This is a genomic window from Haloarcula nitratireducens (genome assembly GCF_019599505.1).
In genome coordinates this window covers 1-25,569 of record NZ_RKLT01000001.1, presented here as the reverse complement: position 1 = coordinate 25,569, position 25,569 = coordinate 1, and the positions used below count along the sequence as shown (strand labels likewise).

The following is a 25,569-nucleotide window of genomic DNA, read 5'->3' as shown; positions in this document are numbered from 1 at the left end:
AGTCGCGAGAGCGCTCAGAGTCCGCGAGACTGCCGTACTATCGCGCTCTGTGACTTCGGTGACGACTATTACATTTCTGCTAACATAAGTACATCCGTTATATTACGACGAAGAGTTCCGTGGTACTCGGTCACACGAGACAATGATCGATCACGTTAGTTTCCCGCGAGACCAGCGATGAACCGTTCGTGTTCGATGGCTTCGAACGTAGATGGGAGACGACGACTGCCGCCACTGGCCGACAGATACGCAGTGAGACCTGTGACCCGGCATACCGGCCATAGAGGGGGTGAGAGCTACGAGTGGGCGATGTTGAGTTCGAGTTCGTTCGCGGCCCCGAGCAACAGGTCGGGCAGTTCCGTCTCGAACCGCTCGCCCTTCAGTCGGTGAGAGGGGCCCGTGACGCTGAGTCCACCGATGACGTCACCGCTCGAATCACAGATGGCGACGCCGACGGCGTGTGTCCCCTGCAGGGACTCGTTGCGGTTGAAGGCGTACCCGCGGTCGCGGATCTCGTCGAGTTCCCGCAACAGCTCGTCCGGGTCCGTTATCGTGTGCTCGGTCATCGGCTCGAAGTCCATCAGTTCGATCATTTCGAACAGCTCCGATTCGGGGAGTTCCGCGAGGATCGCTTTCCCCGCAGACGCGGCGTAGAGGGGGATACGGCTCCCGATCCCCGGGTCGGTGTGTACCGCGTGGGTACCGACCGACCGGGCGAGATACACCGCTTCGCCGTGTTCTTCGACGAAGAACTGCGCGCGCTCGCCCGTCTCGTTGGCGATCTCCTCGACCTTGTCGCGGACGAGTTTGTACCCGGTGTAGCTGTTCCGCGCGGTCACGCCGATGTCCAGAAATCGGAGCCCAACCCGATAGCCGTCGTCTCGCTCGACGACGTATCCGAGGTGTTCGAGCGTCCGCAGATGGCGGTGAATCGTGCTCTTCGCGTAGTCGAGTTCGGCCGCCATCTCCGGGAGCGTCGTTCCCTCCTCCTCCTTGACGAACTGCACGACGTCGAACAGCGTCTGGGCCGTCTTGACCGAGTCGGGCAGTTCGTCGCCGGCTTGCATTCCCATACGTGGTCACTGTATCCTCGACAATAAAAAGTGTTCGACGACTTCGAACGGGGACGGGCGGTCGGGGACTCGCCCCGGGCGGCGGCCGTCGACGCTACCGGACGGCCGTCTGATAGTCAGATTTAATTCGCCCAGTCGAGTGGTCGGACCCGTGGCATCGCTCTCATCGATCGCCGGGACCGACGCGGGCGTCATCCGTGAGCGCCCCTTCCAGTTGCTGTTCCTCACGAACATGCTCCCGCCGCTCGGGACCGCGCTCCTCTCCCCGGTGTTGAACTCGCTCGTCGAGCCGCTCGGCGCGACGCCGGCGAACATCGGGTTGATGATGTCGGCGTTCACCGCCCCCGCCGTCGCCGTCATCCCGATCACCGGCGTCCTCGCCGACCGCTACGGGCGGCGGCCGGTCATCCTCTTCGGCCTGCTCTGGTTCGGTCTCACCGGGACGGCGATCTCGCTCGTCTCGACGTTCGAGGCCGCGCTACTGTTGCGGTTCTGTCAGGGATTCGGCTTCGCCGCGCTCACGCCGGTCATCATCACCAGCATCGGCGACCTCTACTCGGGAACGAAGGAGGCGACCGCACAGGGCTTTCGGTTCACCGGGTCGGGTATCACCCAGACGGTCTTCCCGCTCACCGCCGGACTGTTGGTCGGTTTCGCGTGGCAGTATCCGTTCCTCCTGTACGCCATCGCGTTCCCCATCGCCGCCGTCGTCTACGTCTGGTTCGAGGAGCCGATCGACCCAGACGCCGACGCGGACGACGGGCGGCCGCTCAAGGCGCAACTCGCCGACCTCTGGACGCTCGTCTCGCACAGGCGAGCGTGGACGATGGTCGTCGCCCGCGGCTCGGCCAACCTCGTGTGGTTCGGCTTTCTCACCTACAACTCCATCGTCGTCGTCGACGGCCTCGGCGGAACGCCGGCGCAGGCGGGCGTGCTCGCGGCCCTCGCCAGCACCAGTTACGCGGTCGCCGCGACGCAGGCCGGTCGCATCACCGCGCACTTCGAGCGCCGACTGTATCCGCTCGTCGCGATGAACGTCTCGCTGGGCGCCGGCCTCGCGGTCGTCTTCCTCGCCGACGCGCTCTGGCTGGCGGTCGCCGGCGTCGTGTTCATGGGCCTCGGCTTCGGCGTCGTCCTCTCGATATACCGGACCGTCATCACGTCGCTCGCGCCGCCGACGCTCCGCGGCGGGCTGGTGAGCCTCAGCGAGGGGAGCGGCCGGGCGGCGGCGACGGTGACGCCAATCCTCATGGGCGTGGCCATCGCCGTCCTGAACCCGCAGCTCGGGTTCGTCCCGTCGGTCCGACTGGTCGGTATCGCGACGGCGGCGGTCGGGGCGGGCGTCGGCGTCGCCTGCCTGCTCCTCATGAGCGTCTCGCCGCCGATTCGGATAGAGGTCTGAGGGCGACCGCGGGTACTTTGTCGGTCGGCTTCGACTGCCTTCGACAGAGCACATGCCCACCGACACACCCGACATCGCGGTTCTCGACCACGACGCGCACGGGATCCCCGCCTCCGAGTACGCCGACGTCCTCCGCCGGCGACTCCCGGACCACGCCGTCGCTCTCGCCGAGACCCCCTCGGACCGGCGGCGACTGCTCGAAACGGCGACCGTCGTCGCCGGGGGCGGTCTGGACGAAGACGACCTCGCCGCCGCCGAGAACCTCCGGCTGTTCGCCTGTAACTCGGCCGGCGTCGAGCACCTGCCGCTCGACGCGCTCGCCGAACGGGGGGTCGCCGTGACGAACGCCTCTGGCGTCCACGGGCCGAACATCGCCGAACACGTCCTCGGCTGGGTGCTGATGTTCGCCCGCCGGCTGGACGAGGGCCGCCGCCGGCAGGAGCGGCGGGAGTGGCGGCGGTTCCAGTCGTTCACCGAACTCGCCGGGAGCACCGTCACCGTCGTCGGCCTCGGGTCCATCGGCGAGGCCATCGTCCGGCGCTTCTCGGGGTTCGACGTGACGACGGTCGGCGTGCGCCACACTCCCTCGAAGGGCGGGCCGACCGACGAGGTGCTGGGCTACGACGACCTCGACGACGCGCTGGCCCGGACGGACGTCCTCGTCCTCTCCTGCCCGCTGACCGAGACGACGGAGGGGCTGATCGGCGAGACCGAACTGGGTATCCTGTCGACGGACGCCGTCCTCGTCAACGTCGCCCGCGGCGGCGTCGTCGACACGGAAGCGCTGGTCGGTGCGCTCCAGACGAACAAGATTCACGGCGCGGCGCTTGACGTGACCGACCCGGAACCGCTCCCGACCGACCACGACCTCTGGGGCTTCGAGAACGTCTTCCTCACGCCGCACGTCTCGGGACACACGCCGAAGTACTGGGAGCGCCGAGCGGACATCCTCGCGGAGAACTTAGAGCGCGTCGCCGAGTCGGGAGCGTACGAGAACCTCCGCAATCAGGTCGCCTGAGAGCGGCGACCGCAGAACGCGGCGGTACTCAGAAGCCGCTCGTCCCTTCGAGACGGTGTTCCTCGACGACGTCCTCGTCCAGTTCGATGCCCAGTCCGGGCTCCTCGGGGACCTCGATGTAGCCGTCCTGGATCAGCGGCTCGTCGCGGGCGAGCATGTCGTCCCACCAGTCGACCTCCAGCGCGTGGTACTCGAGCAGATCGAAGTTCGGCGTCGCCGCGCCCAGGTGGACGCAGGCCATCGTCCCGACCGGGCTACAGACGTTGTGCGGGGACATCGGCATGTAGTTCTCCTCGGCCCGGTCGGCGACCCGCATCGTCTCGGCGAGGCCGCCGACCGTCGTCGGGTCCGGCGTGATGACGTCGACGCCGTGGTCGTAGACGAGTTCCGAGAGCTCGAACACCCGGAAGCGGTTCTCGCCGGTGGCGACGGGCGTTCTGGTGTTCTTCGTCACCTCCTTCTGGGCGTCCATGTTCTCCGGGGGCACGAGGTCTTCGAGCCACATCAGCTTGTACTCCTCCAGTTCGTGGGCGAGGCGTTTCGCGCTCTCGACGGAGTAGTCCCAGTGGCAGTCGAAGGCGAGGTCGACGTCGTAGCCGATCTCGTCGCGCACCGCCTCGACTATCTCGCGTTTCTCCTCGATGGCCGCGTTGGTCAGGCGGCCGTTGTACGGGTCGGGGTCGTTGTCGGCCGGCAGGTCGAGGTCGAACTTCAGCGCGGTGAAGCCCATGTCGGTGACGCGGGCGGCCTCGGCGGCGTACGCCTCCGGCGAGTACGCCTCCGCCCCGGCGTAGGCCGTCGCGCCGTCCTCGACGGCGTAGGCCTCGCCGGCGTGACAGTCGCAGTAGAGGCGCACCTCGTCGCGGTACTTCGACCCGAGCAACTGGTAGACGGGGAGGCCAAGAATCTTCCCGGCGGCGTCCCACAGCGCCACCTCGATGCCCGAGGCCGCAGTCACGACCTTGCCGGTGGTCCCGCCGTGACCGGACATCTCCTGGAAGATGTAGCGGCTGAGTCGCTCCACGTCCAGCGGGTTCTCCCCGAGGAGGAACCGTTTCGTGTACTCGACGAGTTCCGGGACGCCGCCGCCCCGGTAGGACTCGCCGATGCCGGTGACGCCGGCGTCGGTCTCGACCTTGATGAGGTTCCACTCGAAGTTGCCTTCGACCACGCAGGTCTCGATGTCGGTTATCTCTACGTCGCGGTCCGGGTCGCGGTTCGCAATCTGGTCCGAGTAATCTCTCATTGGGTTCTGAATTCGTCGAGCGCGTCGTTATCGAGCGGTACACCGTGGCCGGGCGTCTCGGGTAGCGGAATCGTTCCGTCGTCGTCGGGAGCGAGCGGTTCGGCCACCACGTCGTCGAACACCTTCACGTCCATGTCCCGATAGAAGTACTCTATCCAGAGGCCGTTCTCGATGGCCCCCAAGAGCGAGGCGTGGATGTTCCAGTTGTAGTGGGGCGCGATTGGTATGTCGTAGGCGGCCGCGTAGTTGGCGATGCGGAGCCACTCCGTGACGCCGCCGCAGACGGTCACGTCCGGTTGGAGGACGGTCGCCGCGCCCGCGTCGTTGAGGCGGGCGAAGTTGTGCCGGGTCCCCTCTAACTCGCCGGTCGCGACCGGGTAGTCGATGGCGTCGTTGACCTCGGCCATCGTCTCGACCTTGTCTATCAGCACCGGTTCCTCCATGAAGTACGGGTCGTACGGTTCGAAGGCGCGACAGGCCCGGATGGCCTCCGTCGCGGAGGACCAGACGCCGTTCGCGTCGAGCAGGAGCGTCCGGTCGGGACCGATCTCCTCGCGGACGGCGGCGACGCGCTCCTCTTCCTCGCCGACCGAGCGGCGGCCGACCTTCATCTTGACGACGTCGTGACCTTCGTCGAGATACCGGCGCATCTCCCCGCGTAAGCCCTCGTGACCCTTGTCGTCGCGGTAGTAGCCGCCGCTGGCGTAGGAGGGGACCGAGTCGGCGTAGCCGCCCAGCAGTTTGTATAGGGGTTCGTCGGCGGCCTTCGCCTTCAGGTCCCAGAGCGCGATGTCGACCGTCGAGATGGCCCGCAGGAAGAGCCCCGTCCGCCCGATCTGCACGTTGCCCTCGTACATCTCCTGCCAGAGCCGCTCGGTGTCTCGCGGGTCCTCGCCGAGCAGTATCGGTTCGAGGAGGGACTCGACCGCGTCGGCGATGAGGCCGGCCCCCTCGTAGCCGAGCGAGTACCCGACGCCCTCTCGGCCGTCCGCGGTCCGAACGTGCGTTATCGCGTGGTCGCGGAAGGTGAGCGTCCGGTTAGAGAAGGAGACCGGGGACTCCAGCGGGATCTCTATCGGATACGATTCTACATCTACGATTTCCATAGACACAGCGCCGCGGCACACGGAGTAATAGTCGGCCGTCACGGCAATACTTACCACCAGCATATTTGTACGTCTCCGCCGACACACGCCGGTATGGACGTACCCGACCGCAGTGACGTCGATCACCTCATCGACCCGCAGCCGCTCCCGTCGTTCGCACGGGTCCGGTACGAACCGTCGGTCGAGACGGTCGCCGACCCCGACGAAACGGCCCGCGAGCAGCTCGACGACCTCCCGCTCGACGGCCTCTCCGAGGGGGACACCGTCGCCGTCGGCGTCGGGAGCCGCGGCATCCACGCCATCGACGACATCACGCGCGCCGTGGTCGAGCGACTCGCAGAGCGCGGCTTCGACCCCGTCATCGTCCCGGCGATGGGGAGCCACGGCGGAGCGACCCCCGACGGACAGCGGGAGGTCTTGGAAGCGCTCGGCATCACCGAGGCGGAGCTGGACGCGTCGATAGACGCCCGGATGGACACCGAGCGCGTGGCGACCGTGACCGTGGGCGAGACGGAGATGCCGGTCTACCTCTCCGTCGCCGCGCTGGAGGCCGACGCCGTCCTCGTGGTCAACCGCGTCAAAGCCCACACCAACTTCACCGGCCCGGTCGAGAGCGGCCTGACGAAGATGACCGTCGTCGGCCTGGGCAAACAGCGCGGGGCGAAGTCCTTCCACTCGACGGCCATCGCCGAGGGATATCTGGAGACGCTGAAACCCGCGCTCTCGGCCATCGAGGACGCCGCCCCGCTGGTGGGCGGCATCGCCCTCGTGGAGAACTTCCACGAGGAGATCGCCCACGTCGAGGCCGTCCCGGCCGGGTCGTTCATCGAGCGCGAACCCGCGCTGCTGGAGCGGGCCTACGAGGAGATGCCGACCCTGCCCATCGACGACGTGGACCTGCTGGTCGTCGACGAACTGGGTAAGGAGATATCCGGGGCGGGGATGGACACGAACGTCATCGGTCGCTACCGCGTCCTCAACGCGCCGGACCCCGAGACCCCCTCGATAGACATCATCTACGCCCGCGGTCTCACCGAGGCGACGAAGGGCAACGGCATCGGTATCGGGCTGGCCGACCTCACCCGCAAAGCGGCGCTGGACCAACTGGACTTCCGGAAGACCTACGCCAACACGTTCACCAGCGGGTCGCTCGCGAAGGGGCAGCTCCCCGTCGTCGCGCCGGACGACGAGTTCGCCCTGCGGGCGGCGCTGTCGGCCCTCGGCGGGTACGACCCGGAGACGGTCCGCATCCTCTGGATAGAGAACACGCAGGACCTGGGGGAGTTACACGTCTCCGAGCCGGTGCTCGCGGACCTCCCCGAGGCCGCGACGGTGCTCGAAGAAGCGGCGCTGACCTTCGCCGACGGGACCGCCGCCTTCACGGACCCCTGAGATTGCGCCGCCGGTTGCCTCTAGGGAAACGTTTTCAGGCCCGACCCTGATTGAGTCTCACATGGACCTGCAACTAGACGGCAACGCAGCGCTCGTGACAGCGTCGTCCAGTGGACTCGGCAAGGCGTCGGCGAAGGCGCTCGCCCGCGAGGGCGTGAACGTGGTCATCAACGGCCGCGACGAGGACCGACTGGCCGAGGCGAAAGAGGAAGTCGAGGAGGTCGCGACCGGCGAGGTGCTCGCCCAGTCCGGCGACCTCACCGACCCGGACGAGACGGTCGCGCTCGTCGAGGCGACCGTCGAGGAGTTCGGTGGCCTCGACCACCTCGTGACGAGCGCCGGCGGCCCGCCGTCGGGCGCGTTCATGGACACCGACGACGAGGACTGGGAGCACGCCTACCAGCTGCTCGTGATGAGCGTCGTCCGACTGGCGCGCGAGGCCGCGCCGCACCTCCAGGAGAGCGACCACGGCACCATCGTCAACATCACCTCCCGGAGCGTCAAAGAGGCCCTCGACAGCCTCGTGCTGTCGAACTCCGTCCGGATGAGCGTCATCGGCCTGGAGAAGACGCTCTCGAAGGAACTGGCACCCGAGGTGCGAGCCAACGCCGTCCTCCCCGGTCCCCACGAGACCTCGCGGATCCAGGACCTCGTGAACGACGCCGTCGACCGCGGCGAGTACGACTCCTACGAGGAGGGCCTGCAGGGCTGGGCCGGCAACCCCTTAGAGCGCATCGGCGACCCGATGGAACTGGGTAACACCGTCGCGTTCCTCTCCTCGCCGAAGTCCGGGTTCATCAACGGGACCGCGCTGCCCATCGACGGCGGCTCGACGGGGGCGAACCTATGAAGCCCGTCCCGTTCGACGAGGCCGAGACCTACGAACCCGAAGACGGGTGGCGGCGCGTCTCGATGGCCGGCAGCGACCAGTTCTCCTTCGAGTGGTTCGAGAAGCCGCCGGGCCACAGCTCGCCGATGCACGACCACGAGAACGAGCAGGTCTGTCTCTGCCTGGAGGGCGAACTCACCGTCGCCACCGAGGACAGCGAGGTCACGCTCCAGCCGAACGACTCGGTCCTGCTCGAATCGAACGAGGCCCACCGCGTCGAGAACACGGGCGACGAACTGGCGGTCGGGCTGGACGTCTTCGCGCCGGGTCGGTCGTTCGACTTCTGGACGGACCGAGAGGAATGAACTACCTCGCACGCACCGCGAGCGGGCGGCCGCTGCTCGGGGACGAGGAGGGGTTCGTCCCGCTGAGCGCGGTCGAGTCGGACCTCGATAGCGTCCGCGAGGCGCTCCCGCGGGCCGCCGCGGGGACGCTCGGCGACGTCGCGGACGCGCCCGCAGAACGGGTACCGGCCGACGACTTCACCTTCGGGCCACCGCTCGAACAGTTCGGGAAGCTCTGGGGTATCGGACTGAACTACGCCGAACACGCCGGCGACTTGGACGAACAGCGCCCGGACGAGCCGGCGAGCTTCATGAAGCCCTCGACGGTGCTGACCGGTCCCGGCGGGCCGATCCGCCTGCCGCCGGAGTCCCAGAGCGAGCGCGTGACCGCCGAGGCCGAACTGGCCGTCGTGATGGGGAAGACCTGTCGCGGCGTCTCGGAGGCCGAGTTCGACGACGTCGTCGCCGGCTACCTCCCGGTCATCGACATGACCGCCGAGGACGTGCTCCAGCGCAACCCGCGGTTCCTCACGCGCGCGAAGAGCTACGACACCTTCCTCGTCGTCGGCCCGGCCATCGCCGTCCCCGAGGAGCCGCTGGACCTCACTGAGTTGACCGTCAGCACGGCGGTCAACGGCGAGGTGCGATCGGAGAACCGGATCCGGAACATGCTGTTCCCGCCCGAGGAGATTGTCTCCTTCCACTCGGACGTGATGACGCTGGAACCGGGAGACCTGTTCAGCACGGGGACCCCCGGCGCGGCGCCCATCGAACCCGGCGACGACGTGCGCGCGACCGTCGAGGGAATCGGCTCCGTCGGCGCGCCCGTGACGCGGTAGCGCCGTCGCACTCGCGATCTCAGCCACCACAGAGCCATTCTCCGTCGCTTTCATCGCTTTTCGGCCGTTTTCGGCGGCGATACCGCTTGCACGGCAGACAATATTGCCAACGAATGTTCATGCACCAAATGGATAGATTGTTAAGGATGCCGGTAGTGCCCACTAATGACGATGTCCGACGAAAGTATGCAGCGACGCAAATTCCTGTACGGAGCGGCAACCGCTGGCGTCATCGGCCTGGCCGGCTGCGGCGGCGATGGCGGTGACGGCGGCGACGGCGGATCGGGCGGCGACGGCGGCGACGGCGGGTCGACCGGCACCGGCACCGGCGACGGCGGCGACGGCGGCGACGGCGGCAGCGGCAACCTCTCGCTGCGCGTCGGGACCTCCGCCGGCGGGACCCGCGACGTGGGCCTGGCCGTCGAACGCGCGGTGAGCCAGACGAGCGACAAACTGGACTACTCGACCATCGAGAGCCCCGGATACATCGGGACCATCTACCGGATGGCCCAGGGCCAGTTCAACGCGGGCATCACCGACAACAACTCCCTGCTCAAGGCACAGGAGGAGCGCGGCCGGTTCTCCGAGCAGGCCGTCGAGCGCATCCCCCACTACGGGTTCTACGCGTTCCCGTACAGCATCTACGTCATCGCCCGCGACGGCACGGGCATCGAGACGTTCTCCGACCTCGCGGGCGCGAACGTCTACCCCGCCGAACCGGGCTACTCGACGCGAGCGACGACGCTGGACGTCTGGTCCCAGGACCCGACGGCCGACGTCTACGACCAGATGAAGATACAGAACATGGGCGTCGACTCCGCGCCCGGTGCGATGGAGGAGGGCAACATCGACGCCTGTATCGCCTACGGGACCCCCGGCGTGCGCTACACCGGCTGGGTGACCGAAATCGCGTCCCGCCTCGACGTCCACTACGTCGAACCGACCGACGCGCTCAAGGAGTCCGCCCAGTCCTACGGCGGGGCCGGGGCGAGCACGACGCCGTACAGCGACTGGCAGCTCGGCAACCTGGAGTTCGACACGGACGAACTGTTCCACTGGGACCTCGAGGTCAACTACACGTTCAACCCCGAGGCCAGCAACGACGCCGTCTACGAGCTCTGTAAGGTCGTCTACGAGAACAACGACGTCGTCAACGAGGGCGAGGCGCAGTTCAACGACTTCGCCAACGTCGAGGAGATGTACGGCTCCGCCCGCGAGAGCATCCCGGTCCACCCCGGCGCGGCCAAGTACTACAAGGACAACGACGCGTGGGACGACAGCCTCACGGTCGGTGAGTGAGCGATGCCGAGCGCGGTGTCCCCCGGTGACGGACGCTGGGCGATATACGGATTCAATCAATAATGAGCACACAGACTGAACACACGGACCACTCCTCGGGGCTCGTCCAGGGGCTGGAGATCACGGTGACGATAGCCGCGGTCCTCTTCTGGGGTATCGTCATCTGGTGGTCCACGACGCAGACGTGGTCGACGGTGCGATACGCGACGGTGTTCGTCGGCGGGATCATGACGGTGTACGCCCTCAACGAGACCCGCCAGGCCATGACGGACGGTGACTGGGTCGACGGCGCGGTGTTGCTACCGTCGTCCATCGTCCTCATCACCGCCTCCGCGTACTTCGCGGCGAACTTCGAGCAGGTGTACCTCCTCAGACAGGGGTTCGCGCTCGAACACGAGTACATGCTGGCGCGGCTCATCATCATCTCCCTGCTGTACCTGACCTGGCGGGAGTTCGGGAACCTGTTCCTCGGGCTGGTCATCGGCGTGATGATCTACGCCCTCTTCGGGGACGCGGTCCCGGGCGTCCTCGGCCACGCGGGGATGAGCGAGCTGACCCTGCTGCAGGCGACGGTGACGGACCTGTACGGGTTCTACGGCTCGCTGACCCAGCTGACGGCGTCGTGGATCGCGCCGTTCCTGCTGTACGCGGGCCTGCTGTTCGCCTACGGCGCGTTCGACCTCATCCTCCGCATCGCCATCGTGGCGGCGCGGTACGTCAAGTCGGGCGTCGCACAGACCGCCGTGTTGGCTTCGGCCGTCATCGGCTCCATCAACGGCTCCTACACCGCGAACGCCGCGATGACGGGGTCGTTCACCATCCCGACGATGAAGGAGAGCGGGATGGCCGGTCACCGCGCGGCCGGCATCGAGGCCGTCGCCTCGACCTCCGGACAGGTGCTCCCGCCGGTCATGGGCGCGTCGGCGTTCGTGATGGCGTCGTACCTCGGCGTCCCCTATCTCACCATCGTCGTCGCGGGGCTCATGCCGGCGGCGATCCTGGTGGCCTCCATCGGTATCGCGGTCCACTACACCGCGATCAGCGACTCCAGCAGTCAGGAGATGGAGTTCTCGGAGTTCTTCGACGACCCGCTGTCGAACCAGGAGAAACTGTTCGAGGCGGTCCGGTTCGGGATTCCGTTCGGTCTGCTCATCTACCTGCTCGGGTTCGCGCAGTTCACCGTGATGACCTCCGCGCTGTACACGGTCATCGCCATGGTCGCGACCGGGATCACGATTCCCGTGCTCCAGAGCTTCGCGACCAGTTCCGAGGAGGGCCCCGGTAGCACGCTCGTCTCGCAGCTCCGGAAGACCGTCTTCGGCTTCCGCCGCGGGGCCATCATCCTCGCGCCCATCGCCATCATCCTCGTGGTCATCAGCGGCGTCGTCAACATCTTCGGGACGACCGGCGTCCCGGCGAAGATCGCGTTGCTGATGATCAACATCTCGGGCGGCGTCCTGCTGTTCGCCGTCCTGCTGGGGATGGGCGTCGCCATCCTGATGGGCGTCGGGATGCCGACGGTGGCGGCCTACGTCATCGTCGCCATCCTCATCGTGCCGACGTTCGTCTCGGACTTCGGCGTCGCCGAGATCACGGCCCACTACACCGTCTTCTACGCGGCCATCCTGGCGGGGATCACGCCCCCGGTGGCCACGGCGGCGGTGGTCGCGGCCGGCATCGCCGAGGCGAACTTCTGGAAGACCTGCGGGGCGGCCATCAAGATCGCCGCGCCGCTGTTCATCCTGCCGATCGCGTTCGTCTACAACCCCGGCCTCATCGCCATGGAGGTCGGCCTCACCACGCTCGTCGTCGGGACGCTCGTGATGCTGGGCGCGATCACCATCATCTACGGGCTGAACTACCCGTTCCAGATGAGCCTCGGTAAACGATCCCTCCTCCGAGCCGGGCTGGCCGTGCTGGGCGTCCTCATCATGACGTACCCCGGCAGGCTTGTGAAGATCGCCGGCATCCTGGTGTTCGCCGGCGTCTTCGTCGGCGAGAAGGTGATGACTCGCGGTCTCGAACTGCCGTTCAACAGAGGTGCGAGCCAATGAGTTCGAACGAGGAATCCCCGGAAGCGATGGCAGAGGAATCGATGGAGAAGGCAGGCGGCCTCGGAGAGGTCATCCCCGAGCCGCTCATGCCGGCGTGGCGGCGGTTCGAGCGGGTCCAGTCGTTCCGCGAGCGCCACGGTGAGACGTACGTCACCGTCCTCGAAGTGCTGACCGCCATCGTGCTCACCGGCGGCTACGCCTGGTGGGTGTACCTCTACTTGCTCGGCGGTTCGGGCGCGCCTATCTGACGCGCTCGCTTCGGTTCGCTATCTTCTCCTCCCCCGGAAAATCAGCGGCTGATCACTGCCACGTCGCCGCGCGCTCGATATCGTGTGGAATGTGGCTGTCCTGTTCTCGAACGTCGTCTAAGTACGACCGCAAGTCGTCGGCGAACGACGGGTGGGCGCAGTTCTCGATTATCACCTCTGCCCGCTCGACGGGCGAGAGGCCGCGGACGTCGGCCACGCCCTGTTCGGTGACGAAGATATCGACGTCGTGTTCGGTGTGGTCGACGTGGAACGTCATCGGCACGACCCGGGAGATGTCGCCGCCCTTCAGGGAGGAGGGGAGCGCGCAGACGGTGACCAGCGAGTTGCGGTTGAAGTCCGCCGACCCGCCGACGCCGTTTATCATCCGCGTCCCGCCGACGTGGGTCGAGTTGACGTTGCCGTAGATGTCGAACTCGATGGCGCTGTTGACGCCGACGACTCCGAACTGGTCGATGAGCCCCGGGTGGTTGGCGATGTCGGCCGGTCGGAGGACGATGTCCTCGGCATAGCGCTCGACGTCGGCGAAGAGGCGCTCCTGGCCCTCCTCGGTGAGCGCCATCGACGTGGCGCTCGCACATTCGAGGCGGCCGGCGTCGAGCATGTCGAACAGGCCGTCCTGGATGAGTTCACCGAAGTAGACCACTTCGCGGTCGCCGAAGTCGAGTTCCTTCAGTTCGCCCATCAGGGCGTTCCCGAGCGAGCCGACGCCGAACTGGAGGTGAATCGCGTCGTCGAACACCGGCGACCGCTCCATCTCTCGAGCGAGGAACGACCCGAGGTTCGTCGCGATGGCGAGGTCGTCGTCGGTCGGCTCCCGGAACGTGTACGTCGAGTCGGGGACGTCCGTCTCGACGACCCCGACCAGTTTCTCGGGGTCGAAACTGACGTGGTTCGTCCCGATCCGCTCGCCCGGCCCGGTGAGCGGGATGGGCTCTCGGTCCGGCGGCTTCCCGGGCCGATAGATATCGTGGAGCGCCTGCAGTTCGAGCGGTTGCGTGCGGTTCAGTTCGACCACGAGCTCGTCGGCCGCGTCGACGAACGCCGGGACCTGCCCGATAGAGGTCGAGGGAACGAACCAGTCCTCGCCGACCGCGATGGCTTCGACCACCGCGACGTCGGGGTCGACTAACCCGCCGTACTGCACCTCGTCGCCGATGGACGAGGCGTTGCGGTCGCCGAACGCGATCTCGCGGCGGTTGGTCGCCGTTCGGGCGGCGCTCGAGAACTGATAGGAGAAGCGCCGCGCGATGGCTCCCGACTCGACGAGGTCGACGTCTATCTCCTCGCCCACGTTGCCGCTGTGGACGACGGTGAGCGCGAGATCGCGGTCGTCCTCGGCGAGCGCGAGCGGGACCGCCTTCGGATAGCCGACGCTCCCGAACCCGCTCGTGAGCACCGTCGCGTCGGCCGCGATGCCCGCCGCCGCCTCGGTCGCGTCGACGAGCGGCAAGTCGCCGTGCAGTCGGCGTTCGACCGGGCCGTTCCCCGGTGGCGCGCGAGTCACGAGGACGCACCCCCGGCGGGTCGTCGAGGCGAGTCGTCCGTGCGAGCGATGCGACTGTCGCTGGTAGCGGTCCTGCCGCCACCGTCCGTGAGAGTGGACATTGTCTGATGGTGGACGACGCAGTGTCGAGCGACGGACGAAGCTCTCGCTGTCGCTCGGGACTGGCCGCCGATGGTTAGTCGCTACTCGAATAACTACATCTGAGATAATAAATCGTAGGGTACGTGTCACCGATCGAACGGTCCGCGGCCGCGCCCAACGACCACCTATATGTGGGAACGGGCCGACGACGGGAACATGGAGCACTACGAAGACGTCAGCTACGGCGTCACCGACGGGATCGCGACCATCACCATCGAGCGGCCGGACGTCTACAACGCCTTCACGCGGAACACGGTCCTCGAACTCAACGACGCGGCGCGGACGGCCGAGGCCGACGAGGACGTCTACGCGGTCGTGCTGACCGGGGCCGGCAAGGGCTTCTGCTCGGGCGCGGACACGACGGAGATGCCCGACTGGGACGAACAGTCGCCCGAGGAGTACGGCGCGTTCCTCTGGCTCATCCAGCAGTTCGTCTGGAACATGCGGACGATGGCGACGCCCTCTATCGCCGCCGTCAACGGCCCGGCCATCGGTGCCGGCTGCGACTTCGCGCTGGCGTGTGACCTGCGCGTCGTCGGCGAGGAGGGCGTCATGCGCGAGGGGTTCGTCAACGTCGGGCTGGTCCCCGGCGACGGCGGCGCGTGGCTCCTGCCCCGCCTCGTCGGCGAGTCGAAGGCCCGCGAGTACCTGCTCACCGGCCGGGACATCGCTCCGGAGGACGCCGTCGACATCGGTCTCGCCGTCGAGCGGGCCGACGACGCGCTCTCGGCCGCGGGCGACCTCGCGGCGGAGATCCGGGACAAGCCCGCGACGGCCGTCCAGCACACGAACCGACTCGTCGACCCCCAGCAGAGCTTCGACGAGTACTGTCGGAAAGCCGCCGAGTACCAGTGGGACTGCGTCGTCGACGACGAACACAAGGAAGCGGTCGCGGCGTTCAACGAGGGCCGCGAGCCGGCGTTCGACCGGTCCTACGAGTAGCGGCGACGCGGTCGGCTACCGGTCGGAGACAGCGGGAAGCCCGTCGTCTTTCAGCGCGCCGGCGATGGTGTTGAGCTGCATCTCGTCGGTGCCCGCGGCGATGCGCCTGCTGCGCGCGAACCGGTAGAGGTGCTCCAGCGGATGCCCCTGCTGGTAGGCCCGCGCGCCGACGATCTGGACGGCCTCGCTGACGACCTCTTCGACGATCTGCGAGCAGTGGAGTTTCGCCGTCGAGGTCTGCAGCCGCGGCGGAGCCCGTTCGTGTCCCTGCGCGCCCGCGGCGGACATGTAGACCAGCGAGGCGGCCGTCTCGACCTGTCGGTACATCTCGGCGAGCTTCCACTCGATGCCCTGGAACTCGTCGATGGTCTGGCCGAACTGCTCGCGCTCGCTCGCGTACTCCAAGGCCTGTTCGAGCGCCGCCTCGGCCCACGCGACGGTGAGAATCGAACTGCCGAGGCGCTCCCAGTTGAGCGACACCAACTGTTCTTTGAACGCTTCCTTCCCGCGAGTGAGGACGTGCGTCTCCGGGATCACCACGTCGTCGATGGTGAAGTGCGTCTGCGCGTAGCCGGCCATGTTCGTGTACACCTCCTCTATCTCGACGCCGGGGTCGTCGTAAGGGATGACGACCGAGCCCAGACCTTCCGGGAACCGCACCCACGTCACCGCGGCGTCGCCGAAGGGGACGCCGCCGACCCACGTCTTCTCGCCGTTACAGACCAACTGGCCGTCCTCCTCTGTCACTTCCGTCGTCATCGACCCCACGTCGGAACCGGCCTCGGGTTCGGAGATGGCGATGGAGACGAAGCTCTCGCCGGCGGTCACGGCGGGGAGGAACTCCTCTTTGACCGCCTCGGACCCGAAGAGGTCGATGGCCCGCGGCGCGACGATATTCTGCATGTAGGTGAACCAACCGGTGTCCGGACACTCCCGACCGACCGCCTCGGTCAGGAGCAGCGCGGTCACGTCGGAGAGGCCCTGTCCGCCGTACTCCTCGGAGATAGAGGGGCAGTACAGGTCCGCCTCCGCGAGTCGCTGGAGGTTCTCCCACGGGACGTCGCCGCCCCAGGTGTAGGCGTCCTCGGCGAACTCCGCGGCGACCGATTCCGCGCGCTCGGCGTAGTCGCGTTGCTCCGCTGTCAGGGTTTGCATACTACAGGCTTCCGGATAAACCGTGATAAATTGTCGGATTCGCGTCGTCACGAGACCGGATGGCGTCACGGGCGCGGTGGCGGCGGTGACGCACATCGACCGATCAGTTAGGTGAGTGGCCACCGTGGTGTCGGTCGTGTTCCGACCCGTCGCCGTCGCCGCGCTGGTCGTGCTGGCCGGTTGTACCGGCCTCGTGAGCGACGGAGAGAGCGACGGAACGGTGACGCCCGTCGGGATACCCGGCGAGGTCACGCCCGTCGAGGTGCCCCGAACCGACGGGCGAGTCGACATTGACCGGGTCATCACCAGGCACGACGCCGCGCTGTCGACCCGGTCGTTCTATCGGCGAGTCGACCGCGGGAACGCCGTCGGGTCGCGAGAGGTCTGGGTCGACAGACGCTCGACCGGCGACGTCGTTCGCGTCCGACAGTCCTCGGAGCGGTCGGTACAGGAAGCGGTTCTCGTCGGCAACGCGACCTACCGGCCCGCGAGTCGGGGAGACGGGTACGCGAGGGCGGATAGCGACGGGAGCGCGCCGTACGTCGTGTCGCTTTCGGGCGCGTTCACGCTCAGACAGTTCCTCGCCCCGTACGACTATCGAGTCCTCGGGACGGTTCGACGGGACGGACGCTCGCTCGCGGTGCTCGGAGCGAACGCGACGCTCGTCTACCGCCCCGATCCGGACCCCGACGAGACAGTCGACGTCGCTTCGCGGGTCTACGTCGGGCGAGACGGCGTCATCCGCGCCGTCGACCACAGTAGACGGCACTCCTCTGGTGACGAGCACCATTTCCGGATGCGCGTACGGACGGGTATCGAACGGGTTCCGGTCCCGCCGTGGCTCGACGAGGCCGTCGTCTACCCACGGGATTCGCCGGTATCCCGACACGCGAACGGTCAGTCAGTGTACGCTTCGATGCGCGGCGTGAACGTATCCAGCAGTTCGGTCCGGTCGGCCACGCCGCGGACGCCGTGACGGACCCCCGGACCGACGATGAACGAATCGCCCGCCTCCAGGCGCTTCTCGTGGTCGCCGAACAGGTCGATCGCGCCGTCGACGACGTACACCGTCTGTCTCGTCTCCTCGTGCTCGTGTTCGGGAAAGACCGCGCCCGCCTCGACGGTGTAGTGGACCTGCATCGTCTCCTCGTCGAAACAGAGCACGCGCCGCTCGATGCCCTCGTAGGCCGCTTCGGTCTTGAACGGGTCGTCCCACGTCCCGATAGTGAGGTTCGCTGTCGACTCCATGCGTGCGAGTGGACGGCCAGTCACATAAGTACGGAGCTACCCGTGCGTGTCCGTTTCCGGGGATCAGACCTTCGCGGCGAGCGTCTCGGCGATGTGTTCGCCGAAGGGCAGCGAGGACGTCAGGCCCGGCGAGACGGCGTTGAGGATGTGGACCGCGTTCTCGCGCTCGACGAACAGCGGGTCCTTGACCAACTCGCCGTCCTCGCTGACGAGCTGGGCGCGGATGCCGGCGTAGCTCTTCTCTAGGTCCTCGGCGCGGACCTCCGGGACCAGCCGCTGTGAGGCCTCGGTGAACCGCCGCTTGCGGTAGGACTTGTTCAGTTCCGCCCACGCGACCGACAGCATCGTCTTCGAGGCGAGGAGCTTCCGGAACCCCTCGTAGGTGAGCGTCTCCGCGAGGTCGGCGGGGTTCACGTCCGTGTTGTCGTAGGCCTCGCGGCCGAACGCCAGCACTGCGTTCGGTCCGACGATGACCTTCCCGTCGGTCCGGCGCGTGTAGTGGACGCCGAGGAACGGGAGCTGCGGGTCCGGCGTCGGGTAGATCATCGTCTGACAGAGGTCCGCTCGGTCGGGCGTTATCTCGTAGTACTCCCCGCGGAACGGGACGACCTGATACTCCTCGCCGACGCCGAGTTGATGCGCCAGCGTGTCGGCGTGAAGCCCCGCGGCGTTGACCAGGTACGACGCCTCGACGTCGCTGTTGCTCGTCGTGATGTGATAGCCCGCCGCCGTGTGTTCTATCTCCGAGACGGCGTGGCCGGTGTACAGCGAGGCGTTCTCCCGCTGTTGAATCTCGCGCGCGAGCGCGTAGACGTACTGCTGTGAGTCGACCGACGCGGCCTCGGGCGCGTAGAGGGCCGCCTGGCCGACGGCGTGAGGTTCGTGTTCGCGAATCGCCTCCTGGGAGCGCAGGATCTCGTACTCGACGCCGTTGGCCTCGGCCTGCTCCGCGAGGGTCTCTAAGTGGGCCTCCTCACGGTCGGTCTTCGCCACGACGAGGACGCCCAGTTCCTTGCAGGGGACGCCGTGTTCGGCGCAGTACTCCTTCATCCGCCGGGTCCCCTCGGTGGCGAAGTCGGCTTTCTTCGACTCCGGTGGATAGTTGAAACCGGGATGGAGGACGCCGGAGTTCCGGCCGCTCTGGTGTTGGGCCAGGTGGTGTTCCTTTTCGAGGATCGCTACGTCAAGGTCCGTCCGCTCGGTGAGGTGCTTTGCGACGGAGAGTCCGACACAGCCGCCGCCGACGACGGCGACATCGTGGCTCATCATTGCTGACTAGTGCCACGGTTCGGCAGGGCATCGGTTATACATATCGCTTCAACGGGAGCGACACGTCTTCTCCTGCGACTGGCGGTAGAAACGTCCACGGGAAATATTTGAGGAGCAGGCATCGCGGCGCTGCCAGTTTATAAAATTATTCTGCTTATTTGCACCCCGACCTCTCGAATACACTCGTATTTGTATCTTTTTCGTCCTTCTGTACCCATATTTCGAGCTTATAGTTAAATAACACTCGAATACGAATGTGGATTTAAGAGGTATGTTCTCTATTGGGCCTCTATCGGTATTTTTAGGAATATATATTCAGTTCTGTACTCATCCATCCAGAGTTGTGGACAGATATCAGTCATGACTCCGCACTCCGGATATGCTTTCGCCCCAGTGTCGATAAGCGACTTCGGCCGAGTCAGGTATCGGTCGCGGTCGACTCGTCCGTCTCGCCCGCCAGTTCTCGGAGCCGGTCGAGTCGCGCCGTCGTCGGCGGATGGGTGGCGAACGCGCGCCCGATCAGCCGACGGAGCGGCGCGAGGACGCCGTCGTCGGCGTCCGCAGCCGACGGTTCGACGATGGCGAAGGCGGCTACCGAACTGGTCCGGAAGTCCCGGCTCGGGCGCTCGGCGATCGCCCCGTCGATGCGTTCGAGCGCGCTCGAAAGCGCCGCCGGATCGCCCGTGATGGCGACCGCCCCCGCGTCGGCGCTGAACTCCCGCGTCCGGGAGAGCGACGCCGCGAGCAACTGCGCGGCGAGCCACGCCGGCGCGACCAGTCCGAGCCCGACCGTCAGGAGGCCGTCGGCGTAGTCGGCCTCGCTCGGTTCGCCGTGCTCGACGCCGGCGGTCGGTCCCGACAGCAGATCGAGGACTCGCTCGGCCGCGCCGACGGGCAGGGACACCGCCGTCAGCACCGCGGCGTCCCGGTTGGCGACGTGGGCGAGTTCGTGCGCGAGGACCGCCTCGCGCTCCGCGTCAGAGAGCAGGTCGAGCAGTCCCTCGCTGATCACGAGGTTCGCGTTCGCGGGGCGAAAGCCGGTCGTCAGCGACAGCGGCGTCTCCGTCGGCGCGACGTACACCGCCGGCACCGGCACGTCTGCCTGCCGGGCGGCCGCGCGTACCTCCGTCAGCAGGTCGGGGTGCGAGTGATCGTCGATCCGCCGGGCACCGACCGCCCTGACCGCGTGTTTCGGCGTGTCGAGCTCGCCCCGGACGACGGCGGCGAGGACGGCGAGCGTCGCCGCTGCGCCGATCAGCAGTACCAGTTCGAGCGTGAGCAGTTCGGCGTTCGGTGCCGCGATCGCTATCGCGCCGCCGAGCAGCAGCGTCAGGATAGCGCCGGTCGCCAGCGTCGCCGCGACGACTGCGACGAGAAGGAGACACAGCGCCGCGACCATCCGTAGCCGGAGGCCGCGAGCAGGGGACCAATCCATGTCCCGGTGTTCGGCCGAATACGGGATAAATTTCGGCCTCGGTCGGCGGTTCGGAGCACCGGTCGCCGGTTCGTACGGGTCGTTGTAGTCTCTTCCCGGTATCGTCGACCCCGGTGCGACGATTACCGGTAAACAGCTACAACGACCCGTATCAGGCCATACTCCGCACCGGGTCGTCGTCGGCGTAAAACTGGCCGTGAAAGCCGTAGGGGAGCCGATGGGGGAGCGGCGCGCGCGCCAGTTCCTCGAACGTCGCCGCGTCGAGCACCAACAGGAACGAGCGGTCGGCCTCGGCGTCGAGCACCAGCGAGAGGACGACGCCCTCGTCGTCCGCCGTGGCGTCGGGCGCGCGGACGAACATCGGTTCGCCCGGGAACGTCCCGTCTTCCGCCCACGTCGCCGCTCCGCCGTCGGGGACCGACACCTTCGCCAGTCGCGTCGGCAGACTCGACGCCGCGTCCGTCTCGGCGACGTAGACGTGGTCGTACGGCTCGCCGAGGCGGCGCGGATAGTCGACGACTGGGAACTCTAGATGACCCTCCCGTAGCGTCTCGCCCGTCGCGCGGTCTCCGTCGAGCGGCAGGCGATACCGACGCAAGTCGCCCCGTGGAACCGACGGCGAAGCGCTCCGGAGGTTCGATAGCGTGAGGTCCGTCACCGCGCGCTCGTCGGGGTAGGCGACGAGGTCGACGACGAGTTCGTCGCCGTCGGGGAACGCGTTGGCGTGGTGGTAGACGAAGAAGGGATCCACCGGGGGACGGGCGACGACTGACTCCGTCTCGCGGTCGACGACCACGAACTCGCCGTCGCGGTCGAACCGCTCGAAGGCGTCGAGGAAGGTGCGGCCGGTGACCGCCCCGGCGAGCAGCGAGGCGAGGTCGAGCCCGAACGGCATCGCCGGGACGACGGCGTACCGGTCGGTCAGGGCGAACGAGTGGACGTACGGGGCGTCGTCGAACGGCAGTCGAATCGTCGTCTCGACGCCGTTCCCGTCGCGGCGAAACAGCGTGAACGTCGTCTTCCGGCCGTAGCTCACGCCGAGGTTGACGAGCGTCTCCTGCCGCGGGTCGTAGTGTGGGTGGCCGAGCGTCAGGTCGGCGTCGACGCCCGCGGTCAGGTCGATGCGCCCGGTCGTCTCCAGGGTCTCGGGATCGACGGTCAGCGCCACGGGCGACTCGGTGATCGCGGCGAGTTCGTCGCCGATGCGGGCGACGCCGATGATCGGGTTGTCCGGAAACTCGCCCGTGAGCGCCTGCCAGAGCCGCCGCCAGACGGGCCGCTGTGCGGGCGTCCCGGGAAACGGCGTCCGGACTCGCCCGTGTTCGCGGGCGAATTCGAAGTCCCGACTGCTGACGAATCGGTTGGTGTAGGTGACGTCACCGTCACGGATTCGAAACCCCCGGAGCATCGCGAGCGGGTCGAACCAGTGGCGCAGCGCCGTCTCGCCGACCTCGAACTGTCCCGGGCCGTTCTGGACGTACCGCCCCGAGAGCCACTCGGGAATCGTCCCGTCGACCGGTAGCGAGCGACCGGCGAGCGTCTCCCGCTGTGTCTCGAATCCGCGTCGGTGCTGCGTGGGCACGTTCCCCCTTGGGTGGCCGCCCGTATGAGGGTTCGCCACGCCGAAAACCGCCAGCCACCGGTGGGATGTATTAGGGGTTGTAACACCTACCGGTGGGTAAGTATAGGGTGATCACCTTCGGAGTATCTGCCGGGGAGACCCCCTCCACATCCGGTGGGCGCTGTCAGTGGTGTCCGCGGCGTGCCCACCTCGCTTCGGCCTTCCCTCCCACCGTCAGCCAAGGGTTGCACTCCTCCGGCTGACGTTTTCACGAGTAAAGCGCAGAGAGCGGTCGCGCTCGCTCCCGCCGCCGTTCGTAGACCCCGCTCGCCCAGTCGCACATCTCGTCGTTCTCGGACGACAGTATCGCTCTGACGTTGTTGTGCTCGTCGTAGGCCGCCAGACAACACCGCTCCTCGTCGACGACGATTCCGAACGACAAGGGGTCCTCGTGGACGTAGATGTCTATCTGGTCGTTCTGTAACCCGGCTTCGAGTTCCGCGGGATACTCCGCCTCCGAGCGTTCGAGGACCGCCTGGTCGATGACGAACTCGATGTTCGTTCCCGAAGCGAGCAACTCCGCGCCCGCCTCGTTGAACGGTTCGGCCACGATGGGCGATATCGCTCGGACGTCCCCCTCGGCGTTGCGGAACCATCCGGTGAACTCCATGACCGCCGCCAGCGGGCTCCCCTCGGCGCTGACGGTCAGTTCGCCCTCAGTTAAGGCCACCGGGGGTAAGTCGTCCGCGAGCGGCCCGAGATGCGTCGCCAGCGGGCCGAACTCCCGCGCCTGTTCGGTCGTCGACAACAGGGCTCGGTACTGCTCGCAGACGCGGCGGCCGGTCACCGTGGCTCGATACTTCCCGTCGTGCTTTCTGACCCACTGTCGTTCGCGGAACCCCGCGAGGATGCGCTGGATCGTCGTCCGCGAGGCGTCGACCGCTTCGCAGAGCTCGCAGGGCCGCGCCGGCGACTCGCACAGCGTCGCGAGTACGCTACACCGCTGGGGAGACCCCGTGAGGAACTTGACGTCTTCGTACGCTACCTGATCGGGTTGCATCGCTCTTGGCGGGTCTTTCTCGGCCACCATTGTTAGTAAATCGCCTCGGGGTCAAGCCCCGGAGACTTTCGCGTGGACTCCCGTTCTATGCATCAACAGAGGCAGGGGGTACATACTCCCCACTCACGTTCAGCGTCCCGCGATTCAAGCGCACATCTACGGGTGCGCCTCCATCATCTGCATTTTGCTGATGACGGATATACTGCAAACCAATGTTCTTCGAGGCGTTGTAGTCGGCGTGGTTCTCATACCCACACTGACAACACTCGAACGTCTCCCCCGACCGATTGTCGTCGTGAGTAAACCCACACGTTGAGCAGCGCTTCGAGGTGTTCCGTGGGTCTACCTGCACGGCTTCGACACCGTGTTCTTCGGCTTTGTATTCGACGTACTCGTAGAGGCGTCGGAACGCCCAAACGTGTTGCCACGTCGCCTCAGGAATGTTCTCTCGAATGTGGGTCAAATCCTCGAATACGATGTGCGAACAATCGTTTTCGACGGCCTCCTCGATAAGTTCGTTCGCCACCGTGTGCAGGTATATCTCGAACCGACCGTATTCCTTCTGCCCAACGGACTCAATGTTTTCGTGGGCGCGGCGAGAGCCACACTGTTGGAGCGAGGCACGACGCTTCTCGTACTCTCGACGCCAGTGGTTGTACTCGTCTGCTGACCAGAAACGCCCTGTCGAAGCGACTGCGAGGTTGTTTACGCCCAAATCCACTCCAAGGACTGTTCTGTGCTTGGACTCGGATTCGGGCGTCTGCTCGTCTACAGGCGGAGCAGGGCGAGTGCCTCGGGGCTTGACCCCGAGGGTGAAGCCCGTCAAAGGTTTAACTTACCACGCCTCGTACTGTGGATTAACGGCCGTGACGGACAGTAAAGACCTTACTGTGAAACGGTCGTTCGGAGGTTTGGAAATGCGACTCCTCTCAAAACCGCCCATTGGGCGTGAGACGGGAGTTGTCGGGGGCTGGTGGAGGCCCCGACCCTCACGGACACCACCAGGGTGTTCGGGTGTTAATTCCAGCCGACTTTGAGAGGAGAAGGGCGAGGGGAATTAAATTCGCCTGCGTCCATTCGTCCGTTTCTGGACGACATGGACAAAACGGTGACGCCTCGGGGCTTGCCCCCGAGGTACTTCACTTCGACTTTCCGCATCGAGGCGTGGAGATACCAGTCACCATCCCGGTACTGTAAGTGTGCCATCCGAAACTCGAAGTCCTCGTCGGAGACGTACTTGGTCGGCGGCGTCTCCGAGTCGTTGGGGAGAATATAGTCGCACTCAACGCGCCCATCTACGGTTGAGAGGGAAACGTGGTCGCGGTGGAACGTTGCGCTCCGCTTGTCGTAGACCGCGCTGTCTGCTGAGAAGTGCGGTTGTGACGTGCTTTCACCACGTTTAAGGCGTTCAACTCCGCTTTTGATGGCTTCGACGGCCCGCCGAACCCCTTTCTGGACGAGATTCGCGGTTAGGTCGGTTTCGTCGCGGAGCCGGTCGTAGAGGGCGCGTTCGGCTTTGGCTTTCGAGGTGACGTGATATCCGTCGTCGCCGTGCCAACACCACCCACTGGCGGTGTTGGCGCAGTATTTGAACTGCTCGACTGTCTCTCGGAGCGAAGCGTCGACTTCGTCGGGAGTGTCGAGTTTAATGACGGCGGTACGACGGTATTCCACAGTATTTGACATATGTGGCGTATGTCAATTATATATGTGGAAGTCAGCCTGCCACTGGGATGTGGTTTGTGGCATCAAGTGTCGGCTTCCTCTCCCAATCTCAAGGGTCGGGCATCCGTCTCGTACCGCTTGTGAAGCAGTACGCGGACAACGAGCAGCGCACCCACTGCGAGAGTCAGTACAATGCCCGACAGGAACAGAGTGAACAGCATGATGGCGCCAAGAACTGTCGTTTGCGAGGCCACTCTCGGAGAGTGTAGTTGCATCACAGATCGGGATTCCACTAATCGCTGATTCTGGTCTGTGCATTATAGCGAATTGGTCCCGTTTTCCGATTTAAACCCTTGGCTGAACAGAGGATATTCGACTGGAAAATGACTGTCATCGGTCGACTTCTCTGTTGTCTCCTCGTCATCGTTCGATGAATCTGGTTCACTTGTGTTGATAGTCAAATGGACCACCCCGAATGGCCGCAGACAAACTTACGGAAGTTCGAGGAGAAAGCCTCGCCGTTCACGGCGGGGATGAATCCGACAACTCCGCCACAACCGCCGGAATTAAGCTCCCTGACAGCGTATCTGGGGGCAAGCACAACGGGCAAAAACTGGCGGTTGGATTGGGGTCCGCCCGGACGACGAAGGCCATCACACCGTTCCCGAGGGGGCGTCTCCGAGGCCGTGGCGACACGGCAGGCAAAAAGCGACCCTCG

At 66.2% G+C, this 25,569-nt stretch carries 22 protein-coding genes and 2 pseudogenes; 12 read left to right on the top strand and 12 right to left on the bottom strand.

The annotated features are described in order from the left end of the window. Nucleotides 1-296: 296 nt before the first annotated feature. Nucleotides 297-1,073: an IclR family transcriptional regulator gene (locus tag EGH23_RS00120; protein WP_220578011.1), complete on the bottom strand. Its 777-nt coding sequence runs from the start codon at nucleotides 1,071-1,073 to the stop codon at nucleotides 297-299. A gap of 151 nt (nucleotides 1,074-1,224) precedes the next feature. Here EGH23_RS00120 and EGH23_RS00115 point away from each other — a divergent pair, with 151 nt between their 5' ends. Next, complete coding sequence (locus EGH23_RS00115) at nucleotides 1,225-2,475, top strand: MFS transporter (protein WP_220578010.1); 1,251 nt, start codon at nucleotides 1,225-1,227, stop codon at nucleotides 2,473-2,475. A gap of 52 nt (nucleotides 2,476-2,527) precedes the next feature. Further along, nucleotides 2,528-3,493: a D-2-hydroxyacid dehydrogenase gene (locus tag EGH23_RS00110; protein ID WP_220578009.1), complete on the top strand. Its 966-nt coding sequence runs from the start codon at nucleotides 2,528-2,530 to the stop codon at nucleotides 3,491-3,493. Between the two features lie 28 nt (nucleotides 3,494-3,521). Here the strand turns inward: EGH23_RS00110 and EGH23_RS00105 are convergent, their stop codons facing one another. Then, on the bottom strand, nucleotides 3,522-4,739 hold the full coding sequence (locus EGH23_RS00105; RefSeq protein WP_220578008.1) for a mandelate racemase/muconate lactonizing enzyme family protein: 1,218 nt from the start codon (nucleotides 4,737-4,739) through the stop codon (nucleotides 3,522-3,524). After that, on the bottom strand, nucleotides 4,736-5,845 hold the full coding sequence (locus EGH23_RS00100) for a mandelate racemase/muconate lactonizing enzyme family protein (RefSeq protein WP_220578007.1): 1,110 nt from the start codon (nucleotides 5,843-5,845) through the stop codon (nucleotides 4,736-4,738). Before EGH23_RS00100 ends, EGH23_RS00105 begins: the two co-directional genes overlap by 4 nt. A 93-nt stretch (nucleotides 5,846-5,938) precedes the next feature. On the opposite strand from EGH23_RS00100, the gene EGH23_RS00095 reads away from it, so the two are divergent. The 7 genes from EGH23_RS00095 to EGH23_RS00065 all read left to right on the top strand — a co-directional run bounded on the left by EGH23_RS00095 (nucleotide 5,939) and on the right by EGH23_RS00065 (nucleotide 12,850). Next, entirely contained in the window at nucleotides 5,939-7,237 is a 1,299-nt protein-coding gene (locus EGH23_RS00095) for a nickel pincer cofactor-dependent isomerase, group 22 (RefSeq protein ID WP_220578006.1), read from the top strand. A 61-nt stretch (nucleotides 7,238-7,298) separates the two neighbouring features. Further along, nucleotides 7,299-8,087 carry an SDR family oxidoreductase gene (locus EGH23_RS00090; RefSeq protein WP_220578005.1) on the top strand — a complete coding sequence of 263 codons (789 nt, stop codon included), beginning with the start codon at nucleotides 7,299-7,301 and terminating at the stop codon, nucleotides 8,085-8,087. After that, entirely contained in the window at nucleotides 8,084-8,431 is a 348-nt protein-coding gene (locus EGH23_RS00085) for a cupin domain-containing protein (protein ID WP_220578004.1), read from the top strand. Before EGH23_RS00090 ends, EGH23_RS00085 begins: the two co-directional genes overlap by 4 nt. Continuing rightward, the gene (locus EGH23_RS00080; protein WP_220578003.1) at nucleotides 8,428-9,249 is read left to right on the top strand and encodes a fumarylacetoacetate hydrolase family protein; all 822 of its coding nucleotides are present in this window, start codon (nucleotides 8,428-8,430) and stop codon (nucleotides 9,247-9,249) included. The genes EGH23_RS00085 and EGH23_RS00080 overlap by 4 nt, the downstream gene beginning before the upstream one ends. A gap of 171 nt (nucleotides 9,250-9,420) precedes the next feature. Continuing rightward, on the top strand, nucleotides 9,421-10,548 hold the full coding sequence (locus EGH23_RS00075; RefSeq protein WP_425433192.1) for a TAXI family TRAP transporter solute-binding subunit: 1,128 nt from the start codon (nucleotides 9,421-9,423) through the stop codon (nucleotides 10,546-10,548). 62 nt (nucleotides 10,549-10,610) lie between these two features. Further along, nucleotides 10,611-12,602 (top strand): TRAP transporter permease, encoded by a 1,992-nt coding sequence (locus tag EGH23_RS00070; RefSeq protein WP_220578001.1) that lies wholly within the window; start codon nucleotides 10,611-10,613, stop codon nucleotides 12,600-12,602. Continuing rightward, entirely contained in the window at nucleotides 12,599-12,850 is a 252-nt protein-coding gene (locus tag EGH23_RS00065; RefSeq protein WP_220578000.1) for a hypothetical protein, read from the top strand. Before EGH23_RS00070 ends, EGH23_RS00065 begins: the two co-directional genes overlap by 4 nt. A gap of 52 nt (nucleotides 12,851-12,902) precedes the next feature. On the opposite strand, the gene scpC is transcribed toward EGH23_RS00065, so the two are convergent. Then, nucleotides 12,903-14,375 carry a succinyl-CoA:acetate CoA-transferase ScpC gene (gene scpC, locus EGH23_RS00060; protein ID WP_220577999.1) on the bottom strand — a complete coding sequence of 491 codons (1,473 nt, stop codon included), beginning with the start codon at nucleotides 14,373-14,375 and terminating at the stop codon, nucleotides 12,903-12,905. Nucleotides 14,376-14,672: 297 nt separating this feature from the next. Between scpC and EGH23_RS00055 the strand changes: the two genes are divergently transcribed. Next, the gene (locus tag EGH23_RS00055) at nucleotides 14,673-15,458 is read left to right on the top strand and encodes an enoyl-CoA hydratase/isomerase family protein (protein ID WP_220577998.1); all 786 of its coding nucleotides are present in this window, start codon (nucleotides 14,673-14,675) and stop codon (nucleotides 15,456-15,458) included. 15 nt (nucleotides 15,459-15,473) lie between these two features. Here EGH23_RS00055 and EGH23_RS00050 read toward each other — a convergent pair whose 3' ends face one another. Beyond that, nucleotides 15,474-16,613: an acyl-CoA dehydrogenase family protein gene (locus EGH23_RS00050; RefSeq protein ID WP_220577997.1), complete on the bottom strand. Its 1,140-nt coding sequence runs from the start codon at nucleotides 16,611-16,613 to the stop codon at nucleotides 15,474-15,476. 136 nt (nucleotides 16,614-16,749) lie between these two features. Between EGH23_RS00050 and EGH23_RS00045 the strand changes: the two genes are divergently transcribed. Beyond that, nucleotides 16,750-17,589 (top strand): hypothetical protein, encoded by an 840-nt coding sequence (locus tag EGH23_RS00045; RefSeq protein WP_220577996.1) that lies wholly within the window; start codon nucleotides 16,750-16,752, stop codon nucleotides 17,587-17,589. Here EGH23_RS00045 and EGH23_RS00040 read toward each other — a convergent pair. The 7 genes and pseudogenes from EGH23_RS00040 to EGH23_RS00010 form a co-directional block, all read right to left on the bottom strand. Continuing rightward, nucleotides 17,511-17,861 (bottom strand): cupin domain-containing protein, encoded by a 351-nt coding sequence (locus EGH23_RS00040; protein WP_220577995.1) that lies wholly within the window; start codon nucleotides 17,859-17,861, stop codon nucleotides 17,511-17,513. The two genes, EGH23_RS00045 and EGH23_RS00040, sit on opposite strands and share 79 nt — an antisense overlap. Before the next feature lie 63 nt (nucleotides 17,862-17,924). Further along, nucleotides 17,925-19,130, bottom strand: coding sequence for an L-2-hydroxyglutarate oxidase (gene lhgO, locus EGH23_RS00035; RefSeq protein WP_236044580.1), 1,206 nt, complete (start codon nucleotides 19,128-19,130; stop codon nucleotides 17,925-17,927). Between the two features lie 418 nt (nucleotides 19,131-19,548). Beyond that, entirely contained in the window at nucleotides 19,549-20,565 is a 1,017-nt protein-coding gene (locus EGH23_RS00030) for a M48 family metallopeptidase (protein WP_220577994.1), read from the bottom strand. A 151-nt stretch (nucleotides 20,566-20,716) separates the two neighbouring features. Beyond that, nucleotides 20,717-22,147 carry a carotenoid oxygenase family protein gene (locus EGH23_RS00025; protein ID WP_220577993.1) on the bottom strand — a complete coding sequence of 477 codons (1,431 nt, stop codon included), beginning with the start codon at nucleotides 22,145-22,147 and terminating at the stop codon, nucleotides 20,717-20,719. 247 nt (nucleotides 22,148-22,394) lie between these two features. Next, nucleotides 22,395-23,216 (bottom strand): helix-turn-helix transcriptional regulator, encoded by an 822-nt coding sequence (locus EGH23_RS00020; protein WP_236044579.1) that lies wholly within the window; start codon nucleotides 23,214-23,216, stop codon nucleotides 22,395-22,397. A gap of 55 nt (nucleotides 23,217-23,271) precedes the next feature. Further along, nucleotides 23,272-23,955 (bottom strand): annotated as a pseudogene (locus EGH23_RS00015) (RNA-guided endonuclease InsQ/TnpB family protein); the annotation flags it as partial. A gap of 287 nt (nucleotides 23,956-24,242) precedes the next feature. Further along, a pseudogene (locus EGH23_RS00010) lies at nucleotides 24,243-24,860 on the bottom strand (nuclease/transposase family protein); the annotation flags it as partial. A gap of 466 nt (nucleotides 24,861-25,326) precedes the next feature. Between EGH23_RS00010 and EGH23_RS00005 the strand changes: the two are divergent. Then, nucleotides 25,327-25,569 (top strand): hypothetical protein (locus EGH23_RS00005; RefSeq protein WP_220577992.1); only part of this gene is annotated, 243 nt, incomplete at its 3' end.